Source organism: Heyndrickxia faecalis (genome assembly GCF_040267745.1).
Taxonomy (GTDB): Bacteria; Bacillota; Bacilli; order Bacillales; family Bacillaceae_C; genus Weizmannia; species Weizmannia faecalis.
In genome coordinates this window covers 708,653-725,078 of record NZ_CP158453.1, presented here as the reverse complement: position 1 = coordinate 725,078, position 16,426 = coordinate 708,653, and the positions used below count along the sequence as shown (strand labels likewise).

Sequence of the window (16,426 nt, the reverse complement as noted above, 5' to 3'; positions counted from 1 at the left end):
CGGTTCACTTGGGCAGGGAAAGGACAGAAATCAACTGTGCGATAAGCGGGCACAAACAAGCGGGGTTGATTAAACCGTTTTCTGGGCGGGAAGGGGGCAGGCACGGGTGTGCAGCTCGTACAAACTGCCAGAATGGGACGGCCTGCTAACCCGTTTGGACTCTTTTTCGTTTTGTGAAGCAAATGAAAGCGGCCATGATGCCCCGCCTGATCCTGATGACCTGCTTTTTAAAACCAATCCAGCGTAAAGAAAAAAACTCCCGACAGAGCGTGATCTGATGGGAAGTTTTTTTCTTTATCCCCCCATTCGTATAAATCCGATAAAAAAACTTGAAATAATTATATTGACTTCCATTTATTTTCTGATAAAATTTTAAACAACAACATAACTTATCAAGAGCGACGGAGGGATCTGGCCCTATGAAGTCCGGCAACCTGCAGCGAGCAGCAAGGTGCCAATTCCAGCAAAATGGGTACCATTTTGGAAGATAAGCGCTTATCCTTTACTCGCTGTCTTTCCGTAAAAATGGCGGAAAGATTTTTTATTTCTGCAAGGCCGGCCGTTTGAACCAGGATAGGCCCTGATGCGTATAATTCCTCTACATCAGGATGAATCAAATTTATGGATGAAGAAAGCGGGGAACATGAACATGCAAAAATTAATTGTCTTAGCACTTGTCGGCCTTGCCGCGCAATTGGTGGATGGATCTCTTGGAATGGGTTACGGGGTGACTTCAACCTCACTTTTGCTAGCTTTCGGGATTGCGCCGGCTGTCGCGTCAGCTTCTGTGCATTTGGCGGAAGTTTTTACAACGGCGGCTTCCGGAGTTTCACATATGAAATTTGGGAATGTCGATAAAGGGATCATTTGGAAACTGGTTGTACCTGGAGCTGTCGGCGCCTTTCTCGGGGCAACCGTGCTTAGCCATCTTCCTGCAAGCACATTAAAACCGTACATTTCTATTTTTCTGATCGCCCTTGGCCTCTATATTCTTACCCGGTTTCTGTTCAATACGCGCGGGGCGTCGAAAGTCAAAAAGCAAACCAGGTCAAACATATTTTTTATCCCACTTGGCTTTGTCGCAGGATTTTTTGATGCAACGGGGGGCGGCGGCTGGGGCCCTATCGCCACACCGGCTTTGCTGTCCAGAAATGACATCGAACCGCGGAAAGTGATCGGCTCGGTGGATACTAGTGAATTTGCTGTATCCTTGGCATCAAGCATCGGTTTCCTCTTATCCCTCGGCGCTATGCAAATTAACTGGATTTGGACGATCGCCCTCATGCTTGGCGGCCTGATCGCCGCGCCGATTGCAGCCTATCTGGTTAAAATCCTGCCGGCTCATTTGCTGGCTGTCATTGTCAGCGGCATGATTGTGTTCAGCAACGTGCAAACTTTATTAAAAATGGCGGGCGCCGGTAGCGGCTGGTACGGCGTTACCTATACAGCCATTGCGGCAATATGGGCCATCCTCATTTTCTATACAATCAGAAGACACAAACGGGCAGTTGCCAGCGCCAGCGTAAGCGTCACAGAATAAGGAATGTTTTCGGGCAAGGGATCCATTGCCCGGATTGTTTTTACCCAAACAAATTTTGGCAAAGAATGAACATAGACGCTTCTATTTGAAGGAACAGTGCCTTTTTTGCTCGCTTCCTTAATGTAGAGGCGCTCTATGTTAAGAAACAACGTCTTTTTACCGCGCTTCCTTTACGTAGACGACCTCTATGTTAAGAAACAACATCTTTTTACCGAACTTTCTTAACGTAGACGGCCTCTATGTTAAGGAACAATGTCTTTTTACCTCGCTTCCTTAATGTAGACGCACTCTATGTTAAGAAACAACGTCTTTTTTGCTTGCTTCCTTTACGTAGACGGGCTCTATGTTAAGAAACAGCACCTTTTTCGCTCGCTTCCTTTACGTAGACGGGCTCTATGTTAAGGAACAACGCCTTTTGACCTCGCTTCCTCAACATAGACGGCCTCTATGTTAAGGAACAACACCTTTTTTGCTCGATTCCTTAACATAACCGGCCATGTCGCTACCACACAGCACCAGCAAAAATTATCCATCATAACTTTTTTCGAGATAGCACGCCTAAGTGAAGGCAGCCGCAACTCTTTTAGTGACAAACAAAAAGCGTTCTGCATGAAGATCGATCAGAAATTTTTTGCGGATCCAAACATAGCTTAGCCCCTGCCACATATATATCATTTAAATAGAGGCAAAAAACATGGCTTAACCCGCGCCCCGTCCGGTTTGCAACCCCTGTTTATGCCGCTGTCCGCCATGCCCGCTATCCCTCCCCCGTCGGCGAAGTGTTTTATGTTTAAAATGTAAAACCTGTTTTGCTATAATTATATTTACTGGTATTTTCCATTTTTTGAACGGAAAGAACGGTGTGTCTATGAAAACATTGATTTCGTCGCTGCAGTGGATGGCATTTATGATCGCCGGGTCGATCGCGGCCCCGATTGCGATTGCGGATGCTTTCCATTTCAGTGCGGGTGAGACTGCCCTGTTTGTGCAGCGGACGCTTTTTGTGCTCGGGATCGGCGGACTTTTGCAAGGCATTTTCGGCCACAGAATGCCGATCAATGAAGGGCCGGCCGGGCTGTGGTGGAGCGTGTTTGCCATTTATGCAGGGCTTGTCGGCAGCTTGTACAGTTCAAGCACTGAATCTCTGCAATATTTGGCAGGCGCACTGATTGTAACCGGCATCTTTTTCTTTCTACTCGCTTTTACCGGCTTTGTGGACCAATTAAATAAACTGTTTACGCCGGTAGTAACATTTATCTATTTGCTGCTTTTGGTGCTGCAGTTGAGCGGCTCTTTTATGAAAGGGATGCTCGGCATTACGGGTGCCCATCAGGAAGTCCGGCCGCTTGTTGCCGTTTTGAGCCTTGTCACCGTATTGCTTACATTCTATTTTGGCCATGTAAAGAAACCGTGGGTCAAGCAATATTCGATCATGCTCGGCTTGATTTGTGGCTGGATTTTGTTCGCGCTTTTCGGTGAAGCACCGGCTATTACATTTGGGGAAAGCTGGTTCTCTCTTCCCGCTGTGTTTGATTTTGGAAAACCGCGTTTTGATTCCGGTGCCGTCACAACCGGTGTATTCATCGGGCTTTTGTTAACTGCGAATATGATTACGTCTGTGCGCGTCATGGGAAATGTGACGGGAGTCCGCCAAGAGCGGGTGCGGAGCAGTCTGTTCATATCCGGCATCAACCAGCTGCTTGCCGGCATCTTTTCCGCTGTCGGTGCGGTTCCGATTGCAGCAGCGGCAGGCTATGTTGCACAAACCGGTATAAAAGTGCTGAAACCATTTTTGTATGGTGCTTGTTTCGTTTCCATCATTGCTCTGCTGCCACCGCTCGTGCATATCATGTCTGCGATTCCCGCGCCGGTTGGTTATGCCGTTACCTTTGTGGTCTTCACACAATTGGTTGGCCTTGCCTTAAATGATCTTGAAAAAAGCCCGGACAAAGAGATTGCCCACACAACAGCAGGCATCTCCTTCCTGGTCGGAATCGGGGCGATGTTTTTGCCGGCTCATGCGACCGAACATTTGCCAATGATGATCGCTACTTTTTTAAACAACGGCTTAATCCTTGGATCTGTGGTCGGCATTTTGACAGAACAGCTGCTGATTTGGAGGAAAAAAAGAAATACGCAGGAAAACAGCATCCGCGAGCAGTAAATCTCGGGAATGCTGCCAAACAGCAAGGAGGCTCTGCTCCCATTCGCACGGGGCACCAACCGGATGGCACCTTTGTTGCAGTCATCCAAATGGCCTGGGGCGTTCCAATTCAATAAAAAGGGGCACAGGACTTGATCGCCGAATCCCTTGCCTCCGTACAACGTGAGCCTGTTGCGGCGGTCAGGGATATAAAAAATGCCGGGAAATTCCCGGCATTTTTTATATCCGCTTCCGTTTTTCCACACACGATTACAGATCGGCTTCCTCGAGCAGCCCTTTTTCGATGCAGGTGAGGGCAGACAGTTTTATCGTCCGTTTTTCAAACCGGATGGCAAGGGTGTCACCATCAATATCAACAATTTCACCATGACCAAACACACGGTGCTGGATTTTTTTACCGGCCACAAAAGCGGATGCGTCCTTAATGGCATTCGGGTTCTGCGGGATGGAGACCGTCTTTTTGCCGATCCGGACAACTTCTAGGTCTGGTTTCGTTTTTTCCGCCTTTTCAACATTGTTGACAATTCCCTTCACCGCTGCCACAAACGGTGAGTCCATTGCCCGGCTTCCGTTGCGTTTTTCATAGCTGACCATTTCCAGTGACTTTTTCGCGCGCGTCATTGCCACATAAAAAAGACGGACCGATTCTTCCATCAGTAAATCATCTTCTTTTTCATCGTTACCCGGAATGATCCCATCAACCAAGTCAATCATATACACCTTTTCAAACTCCAAACCTTTTGAACTGTGGAACGTCGAAAGCGTCACAGCATGCCGGCCTTTGTTCCCTTTCGCCGTTTTTAAAATGTGCGCCAAGTGCTTCAGCCTTGCAGCAAACTCTTCCATTGTCACAAGCGTGTCCGCAATGTCTTCGAGCGTATTTAAAACGCCAATCAAATACTCTTTCCGGAATCCGAATTTCTTGCACATGTTTTCGAGGGCTTTTTCATAGCCGAGCCTGTCGCGGATGACTTGAATCGCATCCAGCGGCGGCATGCCCCGCATTTCCCGGAGCGTCTCCTTTACTTTACGTACTTTTTGGACCTGGTAATCCTTCAAATTTGCATAACGCACCAAATTGTCAAAAACAGACTGGTTATTATGGATCCCCTTTACCGCTTCCATCTGTTGTTTCGTAATATAACCGTCCAATTTCGAATGGACCTGCGCGAGGATATCCGCCCGTTTATCGGTAAACGTGAGCCGCATCACATTCAAAATATCCTGGACAACCCAGTGAGAAAAAAAGCGATTGTCGGTATCTTTGAGATAAAACGGAATCCCTTCCCGGTCAAATTCGTTGATCAGGGCAATCGAAGACATATTGTTCCGGTACAGCACGGCAATTTCTGAAAAATTTTCGGAAACGACAATGTTCTGGGCCAAATATTTTGCCTGGTATTTATAATCCGGGAGACGCACAAACCGGATCGGCCCGGCAGGCGGGTTTTCCGTGAACATGTTTTTGTCATAGCGGTGCTTGTTGCGCTTGATAAACTGGTTGGCAGCCGTAACAACCTCTTGAGATGACCGGTAATTTTGTTCCATAAATAGGGCTTGCTGAACGAATCAGATTCTGTCAGATACAAGCCAAATTACGGTTATTAAAATATAAAATAGTGTTGTGCAAAAATTTCAAAAAAAGAACCCTGAGCTTCCGCTCCAGATTCATTATAAGGAATTGAAGGGCTACTACTGTTTCACTGGTCTCCTGAAGGCGTGCTCGAATAAGGCCTAGCCCATACTTGCGCTTGCCTTCGCCAAATTTGCTTTCAACGGCATTACGTTCGGAGGCATCCTGCCTTGCCACGCGTTCTAAGGTTTTGTCTTCCGTTTTGGATGGGCGTCCCAACCTTGGCCCACTCAGACGAATGCCAAGAGATTTACAGTATGCTAGGTTGTCACGGTTTCGGTAGATTTTATCTGCTAAAATCGCTTCTGGATAAAATCCGAACCGGTTGTAGTAGTTCTCAATAGATTCTCTAAGGGTGATCCCTTCATTGTAATTTTCCCAGTCGAGTTGCTCAATCAAGGCATAGCCATCTACAACGCTAATGGCGACTTTTGAGCCGAATTCCACGTTCGCTTTTGCCTTGCCACGCACAATTGGACGGACATGCGGCTGGGAAATGCTCACAATCCGGTGGTCAATCCGATGTGTTTTCTTTTTGTACATTTCTGCCTGTTGGCGGTAAAGTTCATGAATCACGAGGAGTTGTCGGTATTCATCTTTGCTCAAAAGAGACAGGGAGCTTTGGGAAATGAGATTTCCAATGATCTCCAGATTCCGTTTCACATATCCAAGTTGTTTGCCGACAGCTTTCCGGATTTTCCGGGCTCCAGCTTTGCGTTGCTTAGCGACAGAAAGATAGTCCCTGCGGGCTCTTTTTCTGTAGGTCCGTGGCTTTGGTAATTTTCCTTTGTGCGGTTCATGCAGTACATCAATGATATGTTCCAGTTTCTCACGGGCTTCGTTCAAAAGCCCCAGATCAGTAGGGTAAGCAATATCAGCCGGTGCACAGGTTGCGTCCAGAATGAGCTTTCCTTTGTTCTTCGTTTTAGGAGAAGCCGATCCAGTTGAATTCTCTTCCGAAGCAGGACCGGAAGGTTGATGATCACCACTACTATGATCGTCATCATCATGGTGATCATCATCGTTGTCATTTTCCTTAGATGCTTCTTCCGATTGGCGTTCTTGTTCTTCCAGAACAATCCATTCATTCAGTTCATTGATGATGTTTGCACCCAAACGTTTTCTAAAACGAGTCATCAGAGAATGATCGAATGGGGCTTTTTCCTGGAATTCAGGCAACCCGATAAAATACTGAAGATACGGGTTTTCCGTGATCTGTTCGACTGTTTCCCGGTCAGATAGCCCAAGCCGTTCTTTGATATAGAGAGCCCCAAGAGCAACTCTGACAGAATAAGCCTTTTCACCTTTGAACTTTTTCTTGAAGGACTTGGCATACTTTTCTTCAGCCTTCCACCAAGGGATTAATTCAGCAAGACGGACCCAGCGATTTTCTTTATTTAATTTTCCACCGAATGGTAGAAAAAAATCTTCTACAAAAGTTAATTGATGTTCAGTCTTTTTGTACATCGTAACGGCCTCCAAGTGCAAGGTTTTTTACACGTTTCCTATAAAATCCTTACACTTTATATTCGACAAAAGTGGCCAAAATCCTTGTCAAATCTGGAATTTTTGTTTATTCAGCAAGCCCTAAATAAAATTTTCGCATCCGGATACACTTTTTTAAAATTCAGCAAGTAGGACGGCTCCGCACCCCGCCAGCTGTATATCGACTGGTCATCATCGGCGACAACGCACAAATTGCGATGCCGCCGCACAAGCTTTTCAACAATGGCATGCTGTACCATGGACGTATCCTGGCTCTCATCCGTCAGCACATAGTCATAACGCCCCTGATACATACGGAGAAGATCCGGATCACGCCTTAATATTTCATTCGCATATATCAGCATATCATCAAAATCAAGAAGCAGCTGTCCGGTGCCCTGCTTTTTAAACGTCTCATACTCCTTTAAAATCCGGGCAGCTTCCGGCACACTCGTCGCAACCTTCCCCCATTTTGTAGGCGGGATCATCTTGTTTTTGATGTAGCTGATATACGTCTGCAGTTCCTCCAGCTGGTCTTCCGTGATCTTCTCTCCATGAATGGCCTTGTACACATTCCGCAAGATTTTTTTCTTATGGTACGGTCCTGCCTCGCCTTCAATCAGCAAGAAAGGGACATTGGTCCGTCTGAAAAATACGCGGACGAGTTCAAAGGCAAGACTGTGGATCGTTGAAAAATCAACGGGTGGAAGATTCGGAAAAAGCTTTCGGAACCGGTCTTTCATGTCAGCGGCAGCGGCCCGGCTGAACGTAATGGCTTTAATCCGTGCAGGCGCCACCCCTTTTTCTTCAATTAAATAACCGATCCGCATGATAATTGTCGTCGTTTTTCCGGAGCCAGGAGAAGCCAAAAGCAAAAGCGGACCTTCCGTTTGCTTTACGGCCTCTTGCTGCACTGCATTCAGCACAATTCCGGACTTCTCTTTTTTACGGGTAAAAAAGTCTTGGTTCGTGTTCATTGCCATTGCTCCGTTCCAAATGCTTTGATTTAATAGTAGCATATTGAGTGGAGTGTTGGCATAAAATCTACCTATTCAGTTTTGACAACGGTCTCCTATGTATAAAAATTTTCTCGATCGCATTGGAAGCCTGCCTTCAACATCTCACAATCGAGAAAAACTTGACACATCTCTCGTCATAAAAAGTTTTGCCTATGACGGCGTTTTCGAATATCCTCCCCTTTTTTCATTTTCTATAAAAGAAAAATTTCTGCATGCATGCCGAAATTCCTTTTAAAAAAATCAGAAGGGAAAGGTTTTGGATTTCCAAGTAAACATGCCGGCTGTACTGGAAATCAAGGTACCCGCTCCGCCTACGCGGTGTACCGATGATGGCCACGCTTGCCATCCCCGCTGATTTTAGCGTACCACCGATTTGTTAAATTATGATGAAGAGGGATTAAAGAATTTACAAAGATGCGGAAAGAACGGGGATATGTATCCCGTGCCCCGAAAAAAGGGGAGCGGGGAAGGCTTACCAGCTGGATTTCTTTACGCCCGGAATCTCGCCTTTATACGCAAGTTCCCGGAAACAGATGCGGCAAAGTTTGAATTTCCGGTATACCGAATGAGGACGCCCGCACCGCTCGCAGCGTGTGTAAGCCTGAACTTTAAATTTCGGCTCACGTTTTTGTTTGACAATCATAGATTTCTTTGCCATGACGTTCGCCTCCTTTCTATGTGCTAACAGTTTATTTTACTATAAATTCAATAGAAAAGATAGTGGTATATTTTGGCAGATTCTTTCTAAATCATTTTACAAATAACATACCTATTGTTGGCTAATACCGTTTTTTGGAATTATAATTTGACCCGATTGTTTTCCTGGTTTCGGGAGCCGTGTTTATCGCAATAACATCCTCACTTATTCAGAATACAGATGCTCACCGCAAAAAAAGCAGGCCCAACTAAGCCTACTCTACTTTAAAACTCATGAAATTTTTTTTGCCTTAGATTTCGCCCAATTTCTAAACCAAATAATGAAAGAGAGAATCAATAATAATATACCAAAAATCAAAAAAAATCTTGGAATCAATAATATTTGACTAATCAGCGAGTTTCCGAGCTCTACAGTTGAATAACCATCAACAAGATGAACCAAAAACATCATACATAGTCCTGTAAACGCCATCACAAATCCATATTGAAAAATTCGATACATGAACCTCAACTCCCCGTTTTTTAAAAATTCGGTTTATTTTTTGGATATTTTTATCTATTGTAATCATAAATTCCATTTTTAACAATCCTCCCATGGAATAGGAAAGACGGCTTTACGCAAAAAAGGTTTGATGATTGCCTGAATCCCGCGTGTACCGGCTGCATCCCCAGTGCCCGGCTTTGCAGTGGGTGGTTTGATTTTGGAAAAACAATAAGCATGTCAGAATGCTTGATCTGCGACGAATTCTTTTCAGTTCCAGCCCGCATTGAAAAAAAGCAAACGAAAACCGGGCGGAATTTTGCCCGGTTCGTTTACAACGGCTTATTTTCCTAAAACATCGTGGTCGACCCAGCGTTTGCCGTCGATTTCACTGATGAGGTTGACAGCCACTTTAGCGCCGTCGCCTGCTGTGATAATGGTGTGCATGGAGACGCCGGCAACCGTGCCGCATGCCCATACATTCGGGACATTCGTTTTTCCTTGCGCATCCACTGCAAAAACGGTTTTTACGCGTGGTTCTGTTGCCGGTTTGGTTTTGACGCCAAGGGCTTCCCCGAGGCTTGCAATCATGCCGGTTGCAAGAATAACGTATTTGCTTTCGTACGACCCTTGTTCTGTTTTAATGGTAAAACCATTTTCCGTTTTTTCAATTGATTCGACTTTTTCGTCGACCAGTTCGGCCCCGAATTGCGCTGCCTGTTTTTTACCGGTTTCGACCAGGTCTGGTCCGGTTATTTCTGTTACGCCGTAGTGATTTTTCAGCAAAGCCCGCTTGGTAGCGCTCGTGCCACCATCAAAAAGCACTGTGCTTTTCCCGGCTTTGGCCGTAAAAATGGCGGCACTTGCCCCGGCCGGACCAGCTCCAATAATGGCAATTTCATACATCGTACATTCCTCCTTACTATTTTAAGTATAGACCGGCAGATGGGGAAGTTCAAAATATACACTTTGGAAGGCACAGAAATGTAAGGCCTTATTTTCTAAGCGTTTCTTTGGACAAATCAAAGTAGCACTCAAAAGAAACCGAGGATGGAATTTGATCGGTAAACAATGAATTAAAGTTCAGGTCTTAATACAAAAGATAGCATTAACAAATTCACACAAATATTCATCAAATGATCAACATCAATATGATCATTTCCTTCACAAAAAGCTTTAAGCACATCACAAGGCACATTGGCATACTTACCTAATGTTTCATAGGAAAGATTATAATCTCCTATCAAATTAGCCTCTATTATCGCTCTCACTCTCTCTTTTGAGTCTATAAAAGAGAATCCTGTACTTAAAAACGGTAAACAATAATGGATTCTTTTTAACTCCCCTTCATCAAAGTAGCATGGCTTTCCAGAGAGAATTTTTGTAGTTTTCTCATCGGAAATCCCAAATAGTGTAGCTAACTGCTGATCTTTTAACTGAAATTTATTTTTAATATTTAGGAATTGATTTTTAAATATTCATGGCTTCCATCTGAATAAACATTGGAAGTTGTATCGTGAACAAAATCAGACATTTTTTCCGACTCCTTTAAAACATTATATAATATTCACAATAAAACGAAAAGGAAAATAGAATTTGGAATCGGATTACCGGTTTTTCTCATTTTCTCATTTCATCATAAATGCAGTTCCATCCATTCATCCACTTCCTGGAAACCGAATTTTTCATACAACGGCTTGCCCATTTCAGAAGCGCCAAGCCAGATGTTGGAGATGCCGGCCTTTTTCACCTCATCAACCAGTTTTCCCATCAATTCTTTCGCGATCCCCTGGCCGCGGTATTCTTCTTTTGTATACACATTTGTAATGTAGGCTTTCTTCCCGCTTTTATTCACATAGCTCGGCGGGAATTCGTAAAAAATGACGGCCCCGCAAGCAACGATTTCTCCTTCGTCTTCCGCAAGCCATTGGACCATGGAGCCTTCTTTTAATTTCTTTTGAAAAAACTTTTCCAAATCGGCATCAATGTCCGTCTTTGGTTCGATGCCCTGGGCAACCTGCTGCTGCTTTCTAAGCTCTATTAAATGATGAAGATCATCAAGATGGGCTTTCCGGAATTCCATAGCTGCGCCTCCTCGTTGGCATTTGATAATAAATTCATACCCCGTTTTAAGGAAGAAAAGCGCACCATTTGGTTTCTTTCCGTTGCAATTTTCGGAGCCGCATCGAAAAGCAGCTGCGTGCCTGCAGCTGCTTTTTGGGTCAAACCGGGTATACCGGGTGCTTTGGTTTTGAAAAGTCTTCCTTCTTCCCGCTGTACATTTCAAGCCGGCGTTCGAGTTCTTCCCGCAGTTCGTTGCCCGGTACGACGGCGTCCACAACCAGTTCGGAAGCAAGCCGGTAAATGTCAATGTCTTTCACGTACTCCGCCCGTTTTTCCGCGAAAAATGCCGGCCGTTCTTCTTCCGGGAGTGCGGCGATTTTATTGGCGTATACGGCATTGACCGCGGCTTCCGGGCCCATGACCGCAATCGATGCAGACGGAAGCGCAATGCAGCAGTCCGGTTCAAACGCCGGGCCCGCCATTGCGTATAAGCCGGCACCGTACGCTTTCCGGACAATGACGGACAGTTTCGGAACGGTTGCTTCGCTCATCGCAAAAATCATTTTGGCCCCGTGGCGGATAATGCCGGCCCGCTCCACCTGCGTCCCGATCATGAAACCGGGCACATCCGCGAGAAACAAAAGCGGAATATGGAACGCATCACAAAGATGGATAAATTTTGCCGCTTTATCGGCGCTGTCGTGGAAAAGCACGCCGCCTTTCACCCGCGGCTGATTTGCTATCATTCCGACAGGCCGGCCGCCAATCCGTGCGAGGCATGTAATCAGTTCGGGCGCAAACTTCTTTTTAATCTCGCAGATTGAATCTTCATCCACAATCCGCTCGATCAGCTGGTACATGTCAAACGGGGCATTTTCATTTTTCGGGATCAGTTCCTCAATCGTTTTTTCAAACGCAGCCGGCGCTTTTGCTTCTGTTCTTGCCGGCTTTTCGGAAAAATTGTCCGGAAAATAGGTTAAGTATTTTTGCACATAACGGATTGCTTCTTCTTCCGTTTTCACTAGCACATCGCCGCAACCCGAAACGGTGCAGTGCATTTTTGCGCCGCCCATCTGCTCGAGCGTCACTTTTTCACCGATCACCATCTCGGCCATCCGCGGCGAGCCTAAGTACATGGACGCATTGCCCTCGACCATTACGACAATATCGCAAAATGCAGGAATATACGCCCCGCCGGCAGCAGACGGCCCGAACAAGAGGCAAATTTGCGGCACTTTCCCGGACAAATGCACCTCGTTGTAAAAAATCCGCCCCGCCCCTCTTCTGCCCGGAAACATCTCGATCTGATCGGTAATCCGCGCCCCAGCGGAATCGACGAGATACAAAATCGGGCAGTTGAGTTTCGCGGCTGTCTCCTGGATGCGGATGATTTTTTCGACCGTCCGCCAGCCCCATGAACCGGCTTTTACGGTCGAATCGTTGGCCATAACGCAAACGGTACGGCCGCCAATTTTTCCGAGCCCGGTGATAACTCCGTCTGCCGGCAGGTCCCCCGCAAGGGCATTGGCAAACAGCCCGTCTTCAGCCTTGAGCCCGTCATCCAGCAGCATTTGCAGGCGTTCGCGGACAAACCATTTGCCCTGTTCGCGGTTTTTTTGGTGGTATTTTTCCTTTCCACCCTTTAAAATTTCTGCTTTTTTGCTTTCGTAGTCCATTGCATTACCTCCCTTTATACACCGGGGCGCGCTTTTCCGCGAATGCCCGCAAGCCCTCGAGCCTGTCTTCGGTCGGAATGAGCGCGTTGTAGGCGAGTTCTTCGATTTTCAGCCCTGCTGAAAGGCCGGTTTCTGTCCCGTGGTCAATGGCCGTTTTTGCCTGCCTGAGTGCAATGGGGCCGTTTTTTTTCATTTCCCCCGCCAGTTCAAACGCTTTTTCCATTACCGCTGCGCGCGGCACAGCGTATTCGAGCAGGCCGGTTGCCGCTGCTTCTTCAGCAGTCAGCCTCCGCGCCGTGTAGATCAGTTCTTTCGCTTTGCCAATCCCGATCAGCCTTGGCAGCCGCTGTGTGCCGCCCGCCCCTGGGATAATGGCAAGCGACGTTTCGGTAAGCCCGTATTTTGCTTCGCAGGCCCCAATGCGGATATCACAGGCCAGTGCCAGCTCCAGCCCGCCGCCGAATGCCGACCCGTTTAGCGCCGCAATCACCGGCTGGGGCAGCGCGGCCGTTTCATTCACAACCGCACCGATCTTCCGTACGGCCTGCAGCACCTCTTCCTCGTTCATGCCTTTCCGCTCTTTTAAATCCGCTCCGGCGCAAAACACTTTTTCCCCGGCGCCGGTCAGGATCACAACGCGCGTACCCCGGTCTTTCTTTATTTCCGATAAAACTTCATGCATATCCGAAAGCATTTCTTTTGATAATGCGTTTGCCGCTTCCGGCCGGTTTAGCGTCATCACGGCGATGCCATCTTGTTTTTCCAATAAAACCGTTCCTGTCATGTTCTTTTTCCCCTCCTGCCTGTTTGCCTGCAAGCGCCCTTCCGATCGGCTTTGCAATCTGTTTTGCGGTTCCGGGCTGTTCTGGATCACCACGCCAGTACCTTTTGCTTTTTCCGGCAAAACGGTCCCGTTATGCTCCTCCTGCCATCCTGTAAATTTCCATCTGGTGGCTTGCAAGCGGCCTTCCGATCGTTTTTTCAATCTGCTGTGCGGCCTGGATGATGCGGCCAAGATCAACGCCGGTCTCAATGCCCATCTGCGCGAATAGGTACAGCAAATCTTCCGTGGCGACATTACCGGCTGCCCCTTTCGCATACGGGCAGCCGCCCAGGCCACCTGCTGCGCTGTCAAAAACAGTAATCCCCATTTCGAGCGACTTGACAACATTCGCAAGTGCCGTCCCTCTTGTATCGTGGAAATGCATCGCCAGTTGCCTTGCATGAAAATCCTTCAGCAGTTCGCCGAGCAACCGCTCAACATCCGTCGGCACGCCGGCACCGATCGTATCCCCGAGAGAAATTTCATCCACGCCCATCGCAAACAAGCGGCTGGCCACATCTTTTACTTGCTTTGGGGAAACCGGTCCGTCATACGGGCAGGCAATCACCGTCGAAATATATCCCCTTACCGATTTCCCGGCGCTTTTCGCTTCCTTTACCACTTTTTCCAAGACCGGATAGGTTTCCGCGATCGTTTTATTAATGTTGTGGAGGTTATGGCCTTCGCTTGCCGACATAAAAACGCTTACTTCATCCACGCCTGCATTTAAGGCCCGTTCAAGCCCCCTCACGTTCGGGACAAGCGCGGCATAGGTCACGCCCGGCTTCCGTCTGATTTTTTCCAGCACCGCTCCGGTATCGGCAAGCTGCGGTATCCATTCCGGCCGGACGAATGATCCTGCTTCGATGTACGTCAGACCCGTATCTGACAATGCATTGAGCCATGCAACTTTTTCTTCTGTCGCCACAACCGCCTTTTCATTTTGCAGCCCGTCGCGCGGTCCGACTTCTTTCACGGTCACTTTTTCAGGCAGCTTCACATCCCCGCCTCCTTCAGCAAATTGCGCTACTCCAGTTCCACCAGCACATCGGATTCGTTGACAAATTCGCCTTCCTGGACATGGATTTTTACCACTGTGCCGTCTTCCTCGGCAGCAATCGGGATTTCCATTTTCATGGATTCAAGGACGACCACATCATCGCCTTCCTTCACCTGGTCGCCTTCCTTTACGAGCACTTTCCAAACACTTCCTGCCATACTTGCTGTAATTTCCATCTGCTTTTCCTCCTGTTTAAAAAGTCACTGACAATTGGAACATGGTTGGGTTCTTTTTGTATGTTCTCCCGGGTGCTCCCCGCCTTTCACCTTTGAACCCGACGGATCCCTTCCTCCATCTGGTCATCTTACTCCCAGAGCTCTGCTTGGTTTAAATCTTTGTGTCCCTATTAAAAATAGATGACGGCGGGATCGTCTTCCTGCCTCCTTTAACCGGTGGCAGGCCCTACTTTCTTTCGGATTCTCCCCCTTTTCGAATCCGCCTACTTGCGGGACTCCGCTTGTTTTAAAAAGTCATTGACAAAATGCGTGGTAGTATATCCTTTTAAAAATTGTTCGTGGCTGACGGTGTCAATCAGCATTGAAATATTCGTTTTAATCCCTTCCACTTGATAGTTTAAAAGTGCATCCCTGATCCTTTTGCAAGCTTCTTCGCGCGAGCTGCCCCAGGCAATCAGTTTTGCAATCATCGGGTCGTAAAAAGGAGTCACTTCAGAACCTGCTTCCACGGCCGTCTCATTGCGGATGCCTTCACCTTCCGGCAGTCGGAAAGCCGTAATTTTACCCGGCGATGGCAGAAATGTCTTCGGATCTTCGGCATAAATCCGCACTTCAATCGCGTGGCCGTTTCGCTTGAGCGTCTCCCTCGTGATCGTGAGGCGTTCGCCTGAAGCGACTTTCAACTGCTCTTCCACAATGTCCAGCCCGGTAATTTCTTCCGTCACCGGATGTTCCACTTGCAATCTTGTATTCATCTCAAGAAAATAGAAATGCTGGTCCCGGTCCACGATCATTTCTATCGTGCCGGCATTTATATAGCCGATAGATGTTGCTGCTTTCACTGCCGCATCCAGCATCTTTTGCCGGGTCGCTTCGCTGATAAAAGGCGATGGCGCTTCTTCGACAACTTTCTGGTGGCGGCGCTGGATCGAACATTCCCTCTCCATAAGCGGCACAACGTTTCCATATTGGTCTGCCAGAATCTGGATTTCTACATGATGCGGTTCTTCAATATATTTTTCAATGAACATCGCGCCGTCCCCGAAAAACATTTCCGCCCGTTTTTTGTTGCCGGCAAACGCTTTGCGCAGCTCTTTTTCGCTTTGGACCACCTGCATCCCGATTCCGCCGCCGCCTGCCGAAGCCTTCAGCATTGCGGGATAACCGATTTTTTCAGCCGCCCGGACCGCCGCTTCTTCATCTTCAAGCGGATCATCCACGCCTTCAATCACCGGCACGCCTGCTGCTTTCATCGTGCGGCGCGCTTCAATTTTGCTGCCCATCGCAGCAATGATTGCAGGAGAAGGCCCGATAAAAATGATCCCCGCCTCAATGCATTTCCGGGCAAAAGGCGCATTCTCGGACAAAAGCCCGTAACCCGGATGGACCGCTTCCGCCCCGCTTTCTTTGGCCGCCCGGATGATCGCATCGGCATTTAAATAGCTTTGATTGACAGGCGGTTTGCCGATGCAATATGCTTCATCCGCCTCGCGGACAAAAAGGGCCCCCGCATCCGCCTCGGAATACACCGCTACGGACTTAATACCGAGCTTTTTACACGTACGGATTACCCGCCGCGCAATCTCTCCCCTGTTGGCAATCAGAATTTTTTTGAACAAATGGCAACGCTCCTTTCCATTCGAATGCA

The 16,426-nt window shown here is 47.5% G+C and carries 12 protein-coding genes, 2 pseudogenes and 1 riboswitch; of the genes and pseudogenes, 2 read left to right on the top strand and 12 right to left on the bottom strand.

Going from position 1 to position 16,426, the window contains the following annotated elements:
• Positions 1-386: 386 nt before the first annotated feature.
• A riboswitch (SAM riboswitch) is annotated at positions 387-494 on the top strand.
• Between the two features lie 89 nt (positions 495-583).
• Both ABR335_RS03330 and ABR335_RS03325 read left to right on the top strand, forming a co-directional pair.
• Complete coding sequence (locus ABR335_RS03330) at positions 584-1,540, top strand: sulfite exporter TauE/SafE family protein (protein ID WP_251460444.1); 957 nt, start codon at positions 584-586, stop codon at positions 1,538-1,540.
• 868 nt (positions 1,541-2,408) lie between these two features.
• Positions 2,409-3,704, top strand: a complete 1,296-nt coding sequence (locus tag ABR335_RS03325; RefSeq protein ID WP_035183633.1) for a purine/pyrimidine permease — start codon at positions 2,409-2,411, stop codon at positions 3,702-3,704.
• 249 nt (positions 3,705-3,953) lie between these two features.
• Here the strand turns inward: ABR335_RS03325 and ABR335_RS03320 are convergent.
• The 12 genes and pseudogenes from ABR335_RS03320 to ABR335_RS03265 form a co-directional block, all read right to left on the bottom strand.
• Positions 3,954-5,258: pseudogene (locus ABR335_RS03320) on the bottom strand (3'-5' exonuclease); the annotation flags it as partial.
• 25 nt (positions 5,259-5,283) lie between these two features.
• Positions 5,284-6,804, bottom strand: coding sequence for an IS5-like element ISBco3 family transposase (locus ABR335_RS03315; RefSeq protein ID WP_350346576.1), 1,521 nt, complete (start codon positions 6,802-6,804; stop codon positions 5,284-5,286).
• 122 nt (positions 6,805-6,926) lie between these two features.
• A pseudogene (locus tag ABR335_RS03310) lies at positions 6,927-7,799 on the bottom strand (ATP-dependent helicase); the annotation flags it as partial.
• 514 nt (positions 7,800-8,313) lie between these two features.
• Positions 8,314-8,499, bottom strand: a complete 186-nt coding sequence (locus tag ABR335_RS03305) for a type Z 30S ribosomal protein S14 (RefSeq protein ID WP_013860453.1) — start codon at positions 8,497-8,499, stop codon at positions 8,314-8,316.
• Between the two features lie 822 nt (positions 8,500-9,321).
• On the bottom strand, positions 9,322-9,885 hold the full coding sequence (locus ABR335_RS03300) for an FAD-dependent oxidoreductase (RefSeq protein ID WP_035188636.1): 564 nt from the start codon (positions 9,883-9,885) through the stop codon (positions 9,322-9,324).
• Between the two features lie 170 nt (positions 9,886-10,055).
• Entirely contained in the window at positions 10,056-10,457 is a 402-nt protein-coding gene (locus ABR335_RS03295) for an HTH domain-containing protein (protein WP_350346718.1), read from the bottom strand.
• Between the two features lie 158 nt (positions 10,458-10,615).
• Positions 10,616-11,062 carry a GNAT family N-acetyltransferase gene (locus tag ABR335_RS03290; protein WP_013860456.1) on the bottom strand — a complete coding sequence of 149 codons (447 nt, stop codon included), beginning with the start codon at positions 11,060-11,062 and terminating at the stop codon, positions 10,616-10,618.
• Between the two features lie 139 nt (positions 11,063-11,201).
• On the bottom strand, positions 11,202-12,719 hold the full coding sequence (locus ABR335_RS03285; RefSeq protein ID WP_328220244.1) for an acyl-CoA carboxylase subunit beta: 1,518 nt from the start codon (positions 12,717-12,719) through the stop codon (positions 11,202-11,204).
• Positions 12,720-12,723: 4 nt separating this feature from the next.
• Positions 12,724-13,503, bottom strand: a complete 780-nt coding sequence (locus tag ABR335_RS03280; protein ID WP_350346717.1) for an enoyl-CoA hydratase — start codon at positions 13,501-13,503, stop codon at positions 12,724-12,726.
• Between the two features lie 130 nt (positions 13,504-13,633).
• Entirely contained in the window at positions 13,634-14,542 is a 909-nt protein-coding gene (locus tag ABR335_RS03275; protein WP_017551843.1) for a hydroxymethylglutaryl-CoA lyase, read from the bottom strand.
• A 26-nt stretch (positions 14,543-14,568) separates the two neighbouring features.
• The gene (locus tag ABR335_RS03270) at positions 14,569-14,778 is read right to left on the bottom strand and encodes an acetyl-CoA carboxylase biotin carboxyl carrier protein subunit (protein ID WP_017551842.1); all 210 of its coding nucleotides are present in this window, start codon (positions 14,776-14,778) and stop codon (positions 14,569-14,571) included.
• Between the two features lie 263 nt (positions 14,779-15,041).
• Positions 15,042-16,397, bottom strand: coding sequence for an acetyl-CoA carboxylase biotin carboxylase subunit (locus ABR335_RS03265; protein WP_035188629.1), 1,356 nt, complete (start codon positions 16,395-16,397; stop codon positions 15,042-15,044).
• Positions 16,398-16,426: the final 29 nt, after the last annotated feature.